Genomic DNA, 15,246 nt, shown 5'->3' with positions numbered 1-15,246 from the left:
GCGCGCTATTCCGCCGCGTAGGGGCTGAAAATGGCCTGCTGGCGCGGCGGGTCGGCGCAGGGCAGGGTGAAACGGAACAGCGTGCCGCCACCCGGCGACGGCTCGGCCCTGATCGAACCGCCATGGGCCTGGATGATGGTCTGGGAGATCGACAGGCCGACCCCCATGCCGTCCGCCTTGGTGGTGGCGAACGGCTGGAAGATCCGCTCGGCGATCAGCGAGTCCAGCCCGGGGCCGGTGTCGGCCACCACCACCTCGACCATGTCGTCCTCGACCAGCCGGCTGCCGATCGTCAGGCGGCGGTCGCGCTGCTCCCACATCGCCTCGAAGGCGTTGCGGATCAGGTTGAGGAACACCTGCTGCACCTGGACCTTGTCGACCAGCACGCGGTCGATCGCGGGATCCAGCGCCAGCGCGACGTCGACCGGGCGGTCGCGGGTCAGCACCGAGGCGAGGGCGAGCGCGTCCTCGGCGATCGCGCGCAGGCTCTCGATGGTCTTGTCGGTCTCGCCGCGGCCGACGAATTCGCGCAGCCGCTGGATCACCGCGCCGGCGCGTAGCGTCTGCTGCGCCGCCTTGTCGAGCGCGGTGCTGATCTTGCCCTTGTCGGGATGGCTGCTGGCCTCGATCAGCCGGCGCGAACCCTGCACGTAGTTGGTGACTGCGGCGAGCGGCTGATTGAGCTCGTGCGCCAGCGCGCTCGACATCTCGCCCATGGTGCTGAGCCGGGCGACCCGCAGCAGCTCGGCCTGCAGCGCCTGCAGCCGCTGGTCGGCCTCCTGCTGCCGCGCCACCGCGCGCTGATGCTCGATCAGAAACGCGGCGATCGCGGCGCTGCCGACGGCGAGGATCAACAGACAGGCGGTGATCAGCGCGGCGGCGAGGCTTTCGCGGTCGTGGCGCGACAGCCGCTGGATCAGCAGCGCCTGCTCGGCGCGGGTCAGTGTCGTCAGGCTGGTCTCGATCCGCTCGGTCAGCCGGTCGACGCGGGCCTGCTCGAGAATGTCGAGCGCCTCGCGCATCCGCTCGGGGCCGAGTTCGACGACGCGGCCGAGCTGCGCCATGCGCATGTCGGTGAGCAGCCGCAACTCGTCGATGTGGGCAATCTGCTCGGGATTGTCGGCGAGCACCGCGCGCAGACTGTCGAGACGCGTCGCCAGCGCCTCGCGGGCGCGACTGTAGCTGTCGCGATAGGTTTCGACGCCGGTCAGCAGGTAGCCGCGCTCGCTGGTTTCGGCTTCCAGCACCGCCTGCTGGATCCCCGACAGCGCCAGCAGCGCCTCATTGGTCTGCTGCACCCACGAAAAGCTGTCGCGCAGCCGCATCAGGTTGAGCACCAGCGCGCCGGCGATGACGATGAACAGCAGCAGGGTGGCACCCAGCAGCCACGGTCCGAGAACGCCTGTTGATAATGATTTTCGCGACATCGCCACTCACGCACACACGACCCGAATACCCTAGAGCAAATCCGTTACGGATTGAATCCGCATCAGACTGGTAGATTTGTTCTAGTGTGGCGTGGGCAGCAGGCGAAACAGGGTCAGACCCGCCGCCGGCTTAGACGAAAGGCGAGCCTCGATCGCGCAGCTTGCGTCTGCTGCGAGCGAGTTGCAGTGCAGCTTACAGCTTGCGACTGAGCGTGAAGGCGCCGCGCATCTGCCCCGGCGCGAAGCCGGTGGCCTGATCGGCAGGGTACAGCGCCCGGATCTTGGCAGCCACCTCCGGCTTCAGCGCGCTGCCGTGACAGGTCAGGCACAGCTCGGCGGTCGGGATCGCCTGGATATATCTGAACACGCGTTCGCCGTTCTGCTCGACGATCTCGGCGTGGCGCAGCGAGGCGGTGGGAGTGCCGCCAGCGATCTGCGCCACGAATTCGGTCATCACCCGGCGCTCGAACTCGTCCGGCGCCGCGTGTGGGTTGCGCGGCTTCAGGCTGGTGCGGGCCACGGTCCAGCCGCTCTGTTGCGACGCCGTCTCGGCGATCGCCGGGGCTTCCCTGTTGCAGAACGCGATCGCCTCGACCGGCCCGGAACTCTCCATCGTGCTCTTCAGCACGCCGAGCAGCGCCGTGCTGTAGTCCTTGATCAGGCCGCGCGCCTCGGCCTGCAGCGCCGCTTCGTCGACCGAGCGATCGCGCGCCACCAGCGCCGCGAAGGCGACCGCCGCGGCGACCACGAAGGCAACAAACGCTCTGGTCGACATCGGTGCACCCCGCTCGTCCGGTTGGGCCATACGTTCGGCATCGGTAGAGCGGGCGACGGTGTCGGTCTGTGATCAAGTCACGCGGCAGACGGGCTGCAGAACGCCAGCGCGGCGTCCGCTGCCGGGATCGACGCCGCGGAATCTGCGGGCCGGCCCGGCTAGGTTCGCGCAATCGACCGCGGTTTCAACGCGGTGATTTCGGCACCGCGCCGGAGCACCGCGCGAATGCAAGCGGTTATCGATAATTGATTGAGATCAATTCGCAAACTCGAGCTGCTTCTTACAATCAAAACCAGCATTGGAGGTTTCGGTTGTGAATTTCAGACCTGACAGCAGTCATTTTACGTACGCGGATCTCGAGCCGATCGACATTCATCGGCTCGATCGTGGTCAGCTCCGGTCGCGCGAGAGCGAGATGTTGCACTCGGTCGGCCTGCGCCCGACGGCGCAGCGGCTGGTGCTGACGCGGCTGCTGTTCGGCAATGGCGACCGCCATGTCACCGCCGAGATGCTGTACGAGGAAGCGAGCCGGTCGAACGTCCAGATTTCGCTGGCGACGGTCTACAACACCCTCAACCATTTTGCCGAGCTGGGCATGGTGCGCCGGGTCAGCATCGACGGTAGCAAGACTTATTTCGATACCAATGTCGGTGACCACCATCATTTCTACCTGGAGAACAAGCACGAGCTGATCGACGTCCCGCTCGATCACATCGCGCTGGGCGGCCTGCCGGAGATCCCGGAGGGCTATGAAATCAGCCGAATCGACATGGTGGTCCGGCTGCGGCGCAAGTCGCGCGGGTAGAGCGCAAGGCGCGCTCGCGCGAGGCGGGATCTGCGGCGCTGCGACCGGCGGCAGCGGGCTCTGTTCGGCGCGCGCCCGCGGCCCGTGTTGCGCGCGCCTGCATCGCCGGATCTGCGGGTTCAATTTGGATGGATTCCAAGTTGCGGGTGGCTGTCATATGCACCTGATATGATAGGTCTGCGCCTCCAGGATGGAGGTAGCTAGATGATGTCGACGAAGTTGGGGCGCTTCGTTGGAGGCACGGCTTTGCGGGCCTTGCTCCGCTCGACCGCGCTGGGCGCCGGGTTGGTCGGATTGGGTCTGCAGGCCGGAACGGCACTGGCTCAGTCCAGCCGCGATCTGCCGGCGGTCACGGTGGACGCGCCGAAGCCGCAAGCTGCGCGGTCATCGAAGCCGCCGCGGCGGGCGAGCCGCCCGGTCACCGCCGCGCGCCGAACCGCTGCGCCGTCACGTCAGCAGGTCGCCGAGCCGCCGGTCCGCGCGGCAGGACTCGGCCGGGGCGCCGAGCGCGCCGATGGTCCCGTCACCGGATATCTGGCGAACCAGAGCGCGACCGGGACCAAGACCGACACCCCGATCCTGTCGACCCCACAATCGATCTCGGTGGTGACCCAGGACCAGATCCAGGCCCAAGGCGCCCAGAACGTCGTCGAGGCACTGCGCTACACGCCGGGCGTGACGCTCGACACCTACGGCGCGACGACGTTTTTCGATTCCTTCAAGCTGCGCGGTTTCGACGTGCCGCGCTATCTCGACGGGCTGCGGCTTCCGGTCGACCCCGGCACCCAGTTCGCGTTCCCGCGGATCGAGACCTACGGGCTCGAGCGGATCGAAGTGCTGCGCGGGCCGTCGTCGGGGCTGTACGGCCAGACCGATCCGGGCGGCCTGCTCAACATGGTGAGCAAGCGGCCGACCGCGTACTCGCAGCACGAGATCATCGGCAGCTTCGGATCGTTCGAGCGGTTTCAGGGCGCGTTCGACAGTTCGGGGCCGATCGACCGCAACGGCGAGTTCCTCTATCGCATCGTCGGTCTCGGCCGCAGCACCGACGGCCAGCAGGACTTCGTCCACGAGGACAAGGCCTACATCGCGCCGAGCCTGACCTGGCGTCCGACGGCCGACACCTCGCTCACCATCCTGTCGCACTACTCGCACATCAGGAACGACGGCTGGCAGCAATACGTGCCCGGTGGGCTGTCGCTGCGGCCCGGCGCTTTCGGGCGGGTGCCGTACAGCCGCTACCTCGGCGAACCGGGGCGAGACGGCTACACGCTCGATCAGTTTTCGGTCGGCTATGCGTTCGAGCACCGGTTCGACAACAATCTGCAGTTCAGATCCAACCTGCGCTATTTCGACGTGTCGCAAGACCTGGCCGGCGTCCGCGCCGAAGGCCTGCTGGCGGACGACCGGACGGTGCCACGCTCGTACAACTACGTGAAGTCCTCGGCGAAGAACCTGGCCCTGGACAATCAGATCCAGGCCGATTTCGCGACCGGGCCGCTGCTCCACAAGGTGCTGGCAGGGTTCGACTACCAGCGCCAGGATTCGAATTCGGACTACCGATTCACGATGATCGGGTCGATCGACGCGTTCGCGCCGGCCTATGGCGGTTTCGTGCCGCCTGCGGCGTCGGTCGCGCCGTTCATCGCCACGACCGCCACCTCGGAGCAGGCCGGTCTCTATCTGCAGGACCAGGTCAAATACGACGGCTGGACGCTGACTCTGACCGGCCGCCAGGATTGGGCCAACGCCCGAACCGTGAGCACCGCGCTGTTTCCGGCCGCAGGAACCTATCTGCAGAACGACAAGGCGACGACCGGCCGAGTCGGGCTGAACTATCTGTTCGACTTCGGCCTGTCGCCCTACGTCAACTACTCGTCGTCGTTCGTGCCGACCTCGGGCACCGATCAGTTCGGCAACACCTTCAAGCCGACCACCGGGGAGGGCGGCGAGATCGGCGTCAAGTTCAAGCCGCTCGGCTCCAACCTGATGCTGACCGCGGCGGTGTTCGAGATCAACCAGAAGAACGTGCTGACCCCCGATCCGACCAACATTATCTTCAGCGTCCAGACCGGTGGGGTCCGGGTGCGCGGTTTCGAATTCGAAGCCCGCGGCAACGTCACCCGCGAACTGGAGATCGTCGGCGGCTACAACAAATACGATCCGCGCGTCACCAGCAGCAACAGCGGAACGGCAGGCAACTATCTGCTCAACACCGCGCTGGAGCAGGCCTCGCTGTGGGCCAAATACACCTGGTACAACGGACCGGTCGCCGGTCTCGGGATCGGCGGCGGCGTGCGCTATGTCGGCAAGAGCTACGGCGATGCCGCCAATACCGTGTTGATTCCCTCCTATGCGCTGTTCGACGCCAGCATCAGCTACGACCTGCAGTATCTGCGGCCGGATCTGAAGGGCTGGAGCATGCAGGTCAACGCCACCAACCTCGGCAACCGCTATTACGTGTCGTCCTGCGTGACGAGCCTGACATATTGCGGTCTCGGTGCGGCGCGCACGGTGATCGGAACGTTGAAATACGCCTGGAACTGACCGATGCCGGGGCGCTCGACGAGATCGCTGCGGGTGTGGGGGCTCGTCCATAAATGGACGAGCCTGATCTGCACGCTGTTCATGCTGCTGCTGTGCGTCACCGGCCTGCCGCTGATCTTTCACGAGCAGATCGATGCGCTGCTGCACAGCGAGGTCAAGCCGGCCGAGGTGCCGAAAGGCACGCCGCCGGCGGATCTCGACCTGGTGTTGGCCAACGCGCTCGCCAAGGTGCCGGGCCAGGTGCCGCACTTCCTGATCTGGGATCGCGACGACCCCAGTGCGCTGTTCGTCAGCGTCGGCCCGTCGATCGAGGCCAACCCGGTGGACAACCGCCTGGTCCGGATGGATACCCACACCGGCGCGTTTCTCGACGCGCCGGACGTCACCGGCCGTTTCACCTACATCATGCTGCGGCTGCATACCGATATGTTCGCAGGGCTGCCCGGGAAGCTGTTTCTCGGGGTGATGGGAATCCTGTTCTGCGTCGCGATCGTGTCCGGCATCGTGGTGTATGCGCCGTCGATGCGGAAGCTCGAATTCGGCGCCTACCGAAGGCAGCGGCCGCGCGTCGTGCGCTGGCTCGACATCCACAATCTCGCCGGCATCCTGCTGGTGATGTGGACGCTGGTGGTGGGATTCACCGGCGTGATCAACACCTGGGCCGATCTCGTGGTGAAGTTCTGGCAGGCCGACCAGCTCGCCGAGATGACCGCACAATATCGCGACCGCAAGCCGCCCGCTCAGCCGAGCTCGCTGCAGGCCGCGGTCGAGACGGCGCGCCGCGCGGTGCCGGGAATGACGCCGAGCTTCGTCGCCTTTCCGGGCTCGCTGTTCTCCAGCAAGAGCCACTATGCGGTGTTTCTGCACGGCGATACGCCGCTCACCTCGCGGCTGCTGAGGCCGGCGCTGATCGACGCCGAGACCGGGCAACTGACCGACAGCCGCGACATGCCGTGGTACGTCTCGGCGCTGCTGATCTCCCAGCCGCTGCATTTCGGCGACTATGGCGGCATGCCGCTGAAGATCCTGTGGGCGCTGCTCGACGTCCTGACCATCATGGTGCTGGTCACCGGCGTCTATCTGTGGTTGCGACGACGCCGCGCCGGGCTCAGCGTCGATCGTGCCATCGCCGGCGGTTCGGCCGCGACCGCGCCGCTGCTGTCGCGATAGGGGCCGGCATGTCGCAACACCGCACGCTTCGGCGGATCTTCGCCGTCCCGGCGATTGTCGCCGTCTTGAGCGGCATCGGGCTGGTGTCGGCGCTGGTCGGCGACGGCTGGTGGGACATCGCGTCGTGGCTGACCTTGACGCTGCCGGTCGTGCTCTACCTGTTCTACGTCGAGCTCCGCAGCCGGCTGCGGCCGTGAGCGTGCTGGCTCACGGCACGTCGGCAGCCGCGCTCAGTGTTCGGGGACGCAGATTTCGCCGCGGACCATGGCGATCAGCGTGCGGATGGTGAGGCCGGCGATGACGGCGGCCAGCACCGCATACAGGCCATAGCCGATCCACCGGTAGGGCTCGATGCCGCTGCGGTCCGCCATCACGAAAAGCGCGATCGTCAACGCCGCCAGCGGGAACGAATACGCCCACCACGACAGCGCGAACGGCAGCCGGGCGAACTTGCCGAGCTGCGGGAGCATCAGCAGGAAGAAGAACACCGCCGCGAAGAACAGGATGCGGCCCGCGGGATCGAGCTGACCGACCAGCGCGGTCCAGGAGATGAAGCCGACCGCCGGCGGAGCGATCAGGATGAACAGCGTCGGCATCAGCTTGGCCGGCAGCGGGTGGTGGAAGATCAGGCGGTTGACCACGACGGTCAGCAGCACGATCCAGAACAGCAGCCCGACCGAGAAGTACAGCCAGGAGACGTCCGCCGGCGCGTGCTGAATGCCGGAGATCGGCACCAGGATGTTGCCGACCACCGGAATGAACCACGCCGGGTTGAGGTGCACGACCTCGTAGCGCGAATGGTCGATCCAGGCGGTGATCACCAGCACGGTGAACACGAAGTGCAGCACCGCGCCGATGATCCACAGCCACAGCGACAGGCTGCGGTCGAGATGCAGCGAAGCGATCGACAGCAGAATCAGCGCGATCGACATCGCCGGGAAGAAGGCGATGCGCACCGGGTGCCGCCACTCCGCCATCACCGCGGCCGGCCGTAACGCCAGCTTCGCAAGATAGACGAGACCGATTCCGAGATAGACGGCGCTCGACGCGACGAACAGTCCGTCGCTGACCCAGCTCGGCCAGCCGAACGATGTCTCCAGCCTATGGGTGGCGATCGTCAATCCGGCAACGCCCATCACGACGGAAAAGAACGACACCGGAAAATTCGACAGGCGGTCGGTGGCGATCGCCGAATTCGGCGTCAACCCTATGGCGGTCATCGCAGTCTGCTCTCGTTGGTTGTTTGCGGCCGTGTGGTCGCGGCGATATGGAATTCGATGAGAACGGCGAATCGCACGGCGGCGCCTCGCGGTCTGTGACGTTGTCACTGCAGCGTCAGGTTGCGTGTGCGAGTCTGGAGTCCTGGACTTCTGCGGTCATCGAAATGACGCAGCAGGATGGGTGATGCCGTCGTCGTCGCGCCGATCTGCGACGATGCAATGATCGGAAAGGGACCTGAAAAGATGAAACTGCGAATTCCTACTATTGTCGGCCTGGCTGTCCTGGTCAGCGGCGTGGCGGTCGCGCAGACCGATGTGATCGCGCAGCGCAAGGCGATGCTGAAGCAGATGGGCGACTCGACCAAGCCGATCGCCGCGATGATGAAGGGCGAGGCCAAGTTCGACCAGGCCGTGGTGCAGAAGTCGCTGGCGTCGATCGCCGACGATGCCAAGAAGCTGCCCGCGCTGTTCCCCGCCAATTCCAAGACCGGCGGCGACACCGCGGCGCTGCCGAAGATCTGGGACGACAAGGCCAAGTTCGACGATTTGTTCGCCAAGCTGGCGGCGGCGGCCACGGCGGCGCAGGGCAGCATCAAGGACGAAGCCTCGCTCAAGGCGAGCATGGGCAGCGTGTTCGGCACCTGCAAGTCGTGCCACGACGATTTCCGCGCCAAGAAGAGCTGACGGAATGAGCGACGCGAGCGTCGTCGCCTGGGACGGGCCCACGCGCGTCTTCAAGTGGGCGCTCGTCCTCGTCGTCGTCGACGGCTGGATCAGCAACAGATATGGCGGGGGCTTCCCCGCCTGGCACAAGCTCAACGGCTACGCCGCGCTGGTGCTGATCGTGTTCCGGATCCTGTGGGGCTTCGTCGGCGGATCGACGGCGCGGTTCGGCAGCTTCGTGGCGATGCCCGGCAAAGTGCTGGCCTACATCGCCGACAAGAAGAAGTTTCTCGGTCACAACCCGCTCGGCGGCTGGATGGTGGTGGCGCTGCTGGCGCTGGTGCTGGCGATGGCGACCAGCGGGCTGTTTTCCGGTGACGAAGATCGTCTGATCATCGACGGGCCGCTCGCCAAGACGGTGTCCGACGCCGCGGTCGAATCCGCGACGATGTGGCATCGGCGAATCTTCACCGCGATCGAGATCTTCGTGGTGGTGCACGTCGCCGCCAACGTGCTCTATGCGCTGTTCAGTCGTGAGCCGCTGATCCGGGCGATGATCACCGGCCGAAAGCCTGTCGACAGCTATGCCGACATGCAGGCGGCCGAACCGGGACCGTGGGGCAGGGCGTTCGCCTGCCTCCTCGTTGCGGCGTTCATCGTGCTGGCGCCGCTCTACATCGTTGCCGGCCGGCTGCTGTAGCCGGCGCCGGCCCGGTATCGCCGACCCAGGCTTGAAGCTCCGGCTCCGATCCATTCAGAGCCGGAGCTTTTGCGTCGGGCGGACTAGGACCGAAAGCTCTCCGGCATCTGCACCGCGACCACGCGACCGCGCGCGGTTTCCCGACCGGCGGCGATCACCGAGGTCTCGACCACCACCTTTCGTCCCTTGATCTCGACGACCCGGCCGCGCAGCTCGAGTTCGACCAGCGGCGTCGGTTTGAGATAGTCGACGTGCAGAGAGCCGGTGACGAAACGGAATTCCGGCAGGCTGTCCATGTCGCGGCCCTCGTGCCGGTACATCGCTGCGGCTGCGGTCCCGGTGCTGTGACAATCGACCAGCGAAGCGATCAGCCCGCCATAGACGAAGCCGGGAACGGCGGTGTGATACGGCTCGGGCATGAACCGCGTCACGCTCTCGTCGCCGTCCCAGCAGGTCTTGATCTGGTGGCCGTGGCCGTTGAGCCGTCCGCAGCCGAAGCAATGCGAGACGTTCTCGGGATAGTGGTCTTGAAATGCATCCATGGACAGTTTCCGGTTAGAGCGTCTTCGAGCGAAGTGGAAACCGGTTCGCGGGGAGGGCGCGTCGGAGCAAGCGACCGGACCTCCGGTTCTGATTCTCACAGAACCGGAGATGCTGTCGCGTCCCGCCCGACGCCCGCGACCGGGCGGCGGTTACAGGCTGGATCTGCGCCGGATGACGAAGGGGCTCGTCCGCAGCAGCGACTGCAGCGTGTACACCAGGATCGCCGAGCCGCCGGCGCCCAGCACCGCGACGGCCAGCATGACGATCCAGTCGACCGGCCCGCCGAGATCGCGGAAGTCGGAATGGGTGACCGCCTGCACGAACAGCACCGCCGCGATCGCGCCGAACGGCATCGACAGTTGCGCCCACAGGAAGCGCCGCATCGACATCTTGTGGTCGCGGATCAGCACGTAGAGATAGCCGGCGGTGATCAGCGCGGCGACCCCGACCAGGGTCCAGAACAGCGCCGGTCCGTACAGTTCTTCGAACACCGCGATCAGGGTTTCGAAACTCAGTTGCTTCATGGCGGTTCTCCTCATGCCTTGCCGCGCAACATCGCGTAGTAGGTGGGACGCAACGCGACCTCCTTCATCAGCCAACTGATCCACAGCTCTTCGAGCGGCGCGATCAGGCCGGGGAACGACGGCGCCAGATTGTTGCGGTAGTCGAACTCGATCAGCATCGCGCGGCCGACCCGGGTCATCAGCGGGCAGGAGGTGTAGCCGTTGAAGCGCTCGGTGCCTTCCTTGCCCTGGATCGCCGCGACCAAATGATCCTCGACCACCGGGACCTGCCATTTGACCGAGGCCGCGGTTTTGCCCTTCGGCACGCCGGCGACGTCGCCGAGTGCGAAGATGTCCGGATAGCGGCGGTGGCGCAGCGTGTACTGGTCGACCTCGACCCAGCCCTGGTCGGTCCATTTGTCGGCCCACGACAGGTCGGATTGCCGGATCAGGGCCGGAGCGCGCTGCGGCGGGATCACGTGGATGTAATCGTAGCCCAGCTCCTCGGTGCCCTTGGGGGTCTGGAAGGTGGCGATCCGGCGGCCCGGATCGATCGCCTTCAAGACGCGGCTGTACACGGCGTTGATACCGCGCTCCTCGAACAGCATCCGCACCTTTTCGGAGACGATCGGCACGCTGAACAGCGAGTCCGCATGCGCCGCATAGGTGATCTTGTAGCGGCCGGCGCCGACCTTGCGGCTGGCGATGTCGTCGATCAGGAAGGTGTGCTTGAGCGGCGCGCCGGCGCATTTCATTTCGGTGGCGGGCCGGGTGAACAGTCCGGTGCCGCCGGTCTCGGCGAAGCGCGACGCGGCCGCCCAGGTCCGCGCCGCGTATTCGGGGCCGGCATACAGCGCGCCGACGCCGTTGCTGCCGACCAGATCGAGCGAGAAGCCTTCGATCGCCTGGTGATCCAGCACCAGCCCCGGTGCGACGATCAGATAGTCGTACGGCACGGTGTTGCGCGCGGCGGTCGCGACCGTCTTGGCCACCGGGTCGATCGCCACTGCCGGCTCTTCGATCAGTTTGACGCCCGGCTGCAGCCAGTCCTTGGTGCGGGACACCACGTAGGAGGCGGGCCGCAGCCCCGCCGCCACCAGCGACAGGCCGGGCTGGTAGATGTGGTCGCGCCGGCCGTCGATGATCACGATACTGGCCTGCTCCAGCCGCATCGCCAGCCGGTTGGCAATTGCGGTGCCGGCCGCGCCCGCACCGATGATCACGATGCGCGCCTTGGTGGCGATCGGTTGCGCCGCCACCGAACCAGCGACGCCGGCGGCGGCGATCGCCCCGGAGACGATCCCCATGAAGTGCCGTCGTGAGATGAATTCGTCCGAAGCCATGCCAACCCCCCTTGCGCCGTTTTGCGGCGATCATTGTCCGTAGCGACGTGCCGTCCGGCGGACAGCCTCCGAGAATGCTCGGACAGGTGCTTCGCGCGTCACCTTATGAATGTCCGCTGCGCTGAATTTCGGCGCAGGTCTGCCACCAGCAAGCCGTGATCTTGCGCCGCCTTGGCCGCGCGCACAGTGACGATGTCACTTTCAACACCGGTCCGGGACACGGGCGGCGGTCGCCTTACGCGCGCAGGATGTATGATTTGCGAAGCACCAACAATCGCGCGCCGCAGTCCTCCGTATCAATACGGAGTGGACGCACTCCGCGGTCGACGAACGTCGAGTCCTGTGACGAAGTCACCGAGCGATTTGAATGCCTCTGACATTCTGTCGCAGCAGCGCCGCTCGACCAAGCCATCGCCCGATCGGCCATCGGCGGCAACTCTGCAACAGGGGGCCCGATCGTGATCGGGACTTCGCCGTCATGAATCTGGACATCTCCCTGTCGGCCGCGTGCGAAGCCTCGCATGCTCTCTCTCACCGCATCGTCACGGAGCCGCCGCCTGCGGCGGATCGGCTTCACCCCTCGGAAGGATGTCGGCCATCATGGTGGACTCAACATTCGTAGAGCTGTCGCGCTGGCAGTTCGCCGCGACCGCGCTCTATCATTTTCTGTTCGTGCCGCTGACGCTCGGACTCTCCTGGCTCCTGGTCATCATGGAGACGGTCTACGTGATGACCGGCAAGGAGATCTACAAGGACATGACCAAGTTCTGGGGCAAGTTGTTCGGCATCAACTTCGCCCTCGGCGTCACCACCGGCCTGACCATGGAGTTCGAGTTCGGGACCAACTGGTCGTACTACTCGCACTATGTCGGCGACGTGTTCGGCGCGCCGCTGGCGATCGAAGGTCTGATGGCGTTCTTCCTGGAATCGACCTTCATCGGCCTGTTCTTCCTCGGCTGGGACCGGCTGTCGAAGCGCAAGCATCTGGCGGTGACGTTCCTCACCGCGATCGGCTCGAACCTGTCGGCGCTGTGGATCCTGATCGCCAACGGCTGGATGCAGAACCCGGTCGGCTCGGTGTTCTCGCCGGAGACGATGCGGATGGAGATGACCAGCTTCGCCGAGGTGTTCCTCAACCCGGTCGCGCAGGTGAAGTTCGTCCACACCGTGGCGGCGGGCTACGTCACCGCGTCGGTGTTCGTGATGGGCATCTCGGCCTGGTACATCCTGAAGGGGCGGGACCTCGCATTCGCGCGTCGTTCGTTCGCGGTCGCGGTCGGCTTCGGCCTGGCGTCGTCGCTGTCGGTGATCGTGCTCGGTGACGAGAGCGGCTACACCCTCGGCGACGTGCAGAAGGTCAAGCTAGCCGCGATCGAGGGCGAATGGCACACCGAAAAGCCGCCGGCGGCGTTCACGCTGTTCGGCTTCCCGAGCCAGACCGGCCAGGCGATCGCCGACGCGGTGAAGATCCCGGCGGTGCTCGGGCTGATCGCGACGCGGTCGATCGACAAACCGGTCCAGGGGCTCGCCGACCTCGAACGCGAGCATCTGGCGCGGATCGAATCCGGGCGGATTGCTTACGCGGCGATGACCAAGATCCGTGCCGGCGACACTTCGCCGGAGACCCGCAAGACCTTCGACGCCCACGTCAAGGATCTCGGCTTCGGCCTGCTGCTGAAGCAGTTCGTCGAAGATCCGGCCAACGCCACGCCGGAGCAGATCAAGGCGGCCGCGGCCTCGACCATCCCGACGGTGTGGCCGCTGTTCTGGGCGTTCCGCATCATGGTCGGCCTCGGCTTCCTGATGCTGTTCACCTTCGCGGCGGGCTTCTGGTTCAACGCCACCAAAAGCCTCGAACGCAGGCGCCTGTTCCTGTGGTTCACGGTGCTGATGATCCCGGCGCCGTGGCTGGCTTCCGAAGCCGGCTGGTTCGTCGCCGAGTTCGGCCGGCAGCCGTGGGCGATCGGCGAAGTGCTGCCGACCTTCCTGGCCACTTCGAGCCTGACCTCGGGTGACCTGATCTTCTCGCTGACCGGCTTCCTCGCCTTCTACACGCTGCTGCTGGTGATCGAGCTGTTCCTGATGTTCAAGTTCGCCCGGCTCGGTCCGAGTTCGCTCGGCACCGGACGCTATCACTTCGAGGCCGACGCCAAGACCGCTGCCAAGCCCGCCGCGGCTGTGGTGTGAGCCGGAGGAGATCATCATGCTCGATTACGAAACTCTCAAATTCGTCTGGTGGATCTTCGTCGGCCTGCTGCTGATGGGCTTCGCGATCACCGACGGCATGGACATGGGGGTCGGCACCTTGCTGCCGTTCGTCGCCCGCAAGGACGTCGAACGCCGGATCGCCATCAACTCGGTCGGCCCGCATTGGGACGGCAACCAGGTCTGGTTCATCACCGCCGGCGGCGCGATCTTCGCCGCCTGGCCCGCTGTCTACGCCGCCGCGTTCTCCGGCTTCTACATGGCGATGCTGCTGGTGCTGTTCGCGCTGTTCTTCCGGCCGGTCGGTTTCGACTATCGCTCCAAGATCGAGAACCCGACCTGGCGCAACGCCTGGGACTGGGGGCTGTTCGCCGGCGGCACGATCCCGGCGCTGATCTTTGGCGTTGCGTTCGGCAATCTCTTGCAGGGCGTGCCGTTCCGGCTCGACGAATTGCTGCGCGCCCACTATCAGGGCTCGCTGCTGACGGCGCTGCTGCCGCTGCTCAACCCGTTCGCGCTGCTCGCCGGCGTGATCAGCCTGGCGATGCTCGCCGCGCACGGCGGAGTCTGGCTGCAGCTTCGCGCCTCCGACGCGGTCGCCGATCGCGCCCGCAAGGCGGTGCTGCTGCTGTCGCCGATCGTGGCGGTGGCGTTCGCGCTGGCCGGGGTCTGGCTGTGGCTCGGCATCGACGGTTATCGCATCGTCAAGGAGGCGGCGCACAGCGCGGCGTCGAACCCGCTCACCAAGGAAGTGGTGCGCGCGCCCGGCGCCTGGCTCGATATCTACGCCAAGCAGCCGCTGGCGATGATCGTTCCGGCGATCGGCCTGATCGCGCCGCTGCTCACCATGCTGCTGGCGGCCGTGCATCGGCCGGGCCTCGCCTTCGTCACCAGCGCGTTCGGGATGGTCGGCATCATCGGCACCGCCGGGCTGTCGATGTTCCCGTTCATCATGCCGTCGAGCATCGATCCGCGATCGAGCCTGACGATCTGGGATGCGGCGTCGAGCGAACTGACCCTGACGGTGATGTTCTGGGCGGTGGTGATCTTCCTGCCGATCGTGCTCGGCTACACCGTGTGGTGCTACGCCAACATGTGGGGCAGGGTCACCGCCGGCGAGATCGAAGCCCGCGCCCATTCGGCTTACTGAAAGGAGAATCGCCATGTGGTACTTCGCCTGGATCCTCGGCGTCACCGCCGCTGCGGCGATCGCCGTCATCAACGTGATGTGGTACGAGTTTCAGGACGGTCTGATGGTCGCGGTGCCGACCCACGAGCGACCTGACGGCTCGCAGGTGCCCGACCGCGTCGTTTAGCAGTCGAAAGGCGTGACATCCCGACGAGG

At 66.0% G+C, this 15,246-nt stretch carries 15 protein-coding genes; 9 read left to right on the top strand and 6 right to left on the bottom strand.

Annotated elements, in window-relative coordinates; translation table 11 throughout:
- Positions 1–5: 5 nt before the first annotated feature.
- Both DWA33_RS12480 and DWA33_RS12475 read right to left on the bottom strand, forming a co-directional pair.
- A complete protein-coding gene (locus DWA33_RS12480) occupies positions 6–1,427 on the bottom strand; it encodes a sensor histidine kinase (RefSeq protein ID WP_114358409.1) in 1,422 nt (473 codons plus the stop codon).
- Between the two features lie 193 nt (positions 1,428–1,620).
- On the bottom strand, positions 1,621–2,202 hold the full coding sequence (locus DWA33_RS12475; RefSeq protein ID WP_114358408.1) for a Tll0287-like domain-containing protein: 582 nt from the start codon (positions 2,200–2,202) through the stop codon (positions 1,621–1,623).
- A gap of 364 nt (positions 2,203–2,566) precedes the next feature.
- On the opposite strand from DWA33_RS12475, the gene irrA reads away from it, so the two are divergent.
- The 4 genes from irrA to DWA33_RS12455 all read left to right on the top strand — a co-directional run bounded on the left by irrA (position 2,567) and on the right by DWA33_RS12455 (position 6,921).
- Entirely contained in the window at positions 2,567–3,007 is a 441-nt protein-coding gene (gene irrA / locus DWA33_RS12470) for an iron response transcriptional regulator IrrA (protein ID WP_283808610.1), read from the top strand.
- A gap of 246 nt (positions 3,008–3,253) precedes the next feature.
- Complete coding sequence (locus tag DWA33_RS12465; RefSeq protein WP_244601278.1) at positions 3,254–5,554, top strand: TonB-dependent siderophore receptor; 2,301 nt, start codon at positions 3,254–3,256, stop codon at positions 5,552–5,554.
- Positions 5,555–5,557: 3 nt separating this feature from the next.
- Positions 5,558–6,724 carry a PepSY-associated TM helix domain-containing protein gene (locus DWA33_RS12460; protein ID WP_114358406.1) on the top strand — a complete coding sequence of 389 codons (1,167 nt, stop codon included), beginning with the start codon at positions 5,558–5,560 and terminating at the stop codon, positions 6,722–6,724.
- An 8-nt stretch (positions 6,725–6,732) separates the two neighbouring features.
- Positions 6,733–6,921: a hypothetical protein gene (locus DWA33_RS12455; RefSeq protein WP_114358405.1), complete on the top strand. Its 189-nt coding sequence runs from the start codon at positions 6,733–6,735 to the stop codon at positions 6,919–6,921.
- A gap of 33 nt (positions 6,922–6,954) precedes the next feature.
- Here DWA33_RS12455 and DWA33_RS12450 read toward each other — a convergent pair whose 3' ends face one another.
- Positions 6,955–7,944, bottom strand: coding sequence for an SLAC1 anion channel family protein (locus DWA33_RS12450; RefSeq protein ID WP_114358404.1), 990 nt, complete (start codon positions 7,942–7,944; stop codon positions 6,955–6,957).
- Positions 7,945–8,187: 243 nt separating this feature from the next.
- On the opposite strand from DWA33_RS12450, the gene DWA33_RS12445 reads away from it, so the two are divergent.
- Both DWA33_RS12445 and DWA33_RS12440 read left to right on the top strand, forming a co-directional pair.
- Entirely contained in the window at positions 8,188–8,628 is a 441-nt protein-coding gene (locus DWA33_RS12445; protein ID WP_114358457.1) for a c-type cytochrome, read from the top strand.
- A gap of 4 nt (positions 8,629–8,632) precedes the next feature.
- Positions 8,633–9,307 (top strand): cytochrome b/b6 domain-containing protein, encoded by a 675-nt coding sequence (locus tag DWA33_RS12440; RefSeq protein WP_114358403.1) that lies wholly within the window; start codon positions 8,633–8,635, stop codon positions 9,305–9,307.
- Between the two features lie 83 nt (positions 9,308–9,390).
- Here DWA33_RS12440 and DWA33_RS12435 read toward each other — a convergent pair whose 3' ends face one another.
- The 3 genes from DWA33_RS12435 to DWA33_RS12425 all read right to left on the bottom strand — a co-directional run bounded on the left by DWA33_RS12435 (position 9,391) and on the right by DWA33_RS12425 (position 11,696).
- Complete coding sequence (locus DWA33_RS12435) at positions 9,391–9,849, bottom strand: PaaI family thioesterase (RefSeq protein ID WP_114358402.1); 459 nt, start codon at positions 9,847–9,849, stop codon at positions 9,391–9,393.
- Between the two features lie 150 nt (positions 9,850–9,999).
- Positions 10,000–10,374 carry a DUF5368 domain-containing protein gene (locus tag DWA33_RS12430; RefSeq protein ID WP_114358401.1) on the bottom strand — a complete coding sequence of 125 codons (375 nt, stop codon included), beginning with the start codon at positions 10,372–10,374 and terminating at the stop codon, positions 10,000–10,002.
- Positions 10,375–10,385: 11 nt separating this feature from the next.
- Entirely contained in the window at positions 10,386–11,696 is a 1,311-nt protein-coding gene (locus DWA33_RS12425; RefSeq protein ID WP_114358400.1) for an NAD(P)/FAD-dependent oxidoreductase, read from the bottom strand.
- Between the two features lie 600 nt (positions 11,697–12,296).
- On the opposite strand from DWA33_RS12425, the gene DWA33_RS12420 reads away from it, so the two are divergent.
- Genes DWA33_RS12420 through cydX form a run of 3 tightly spaced genes read left to right on the top strand, consistent with a single transcriptional unit; the run spans position 12,297 to position 15,217 of the window.
- Positions 12,297–13,883 carry a cytochrome ubiquinol oxidase subunit I gene (locus DWA33_RS12420; protein WP_114358456.1) on the top strand — a complete coding sequence of 529 codons (1,587 nt, stop codon included), beginning with the start codon at positions 12,297–12,299 and terminating at the stop codon, positions 13,881–13,883.
- A 16-nt stretch (positions 13,884–13,899) separates the two neighbouring features.
- A complete protein-coding gene (gene cydB, locus DWA33_RS12415) occupies positions 13,900–15,051 on the top strand; it encodes a cytochrome d ubiquinol oxidase subunit II (RefSeq protein ID WP_114358399.1) in 1,152 nt (383 codons plus the stop codon).
- 13 nt (positions 15,052–15,064) lie between these two features.
- A complete protein-coding gene (gene cydX / locus DWA33_RS12410; protein WP_114358398.1) occupies positions 15,065–15,217 on the top strand; it encodes a cytochrome bd-I oxidase subunit CydX in 153 nt (50 codons plus the stop codon).
- Positions 15,218–15,246: the final 29 nt, after the last annotated feature.

It is taken from the genome of Rhodopseudomonas pentothenatexigens (assembly GCF_900218015.1).
Lineage (GTDB): Bacteria > Pseudomonadota > Alphaproteobacteria > Rhizobiales > Xanthobacteraceae > Rhodopseudomonas > Rhodopseudomonas pentothenatexigens.
The sequence above is the reverse complement of the archived record's forward strand: the minus strand, read 5'-3'. Positions and strand labels throughout refer to the sequence as shown.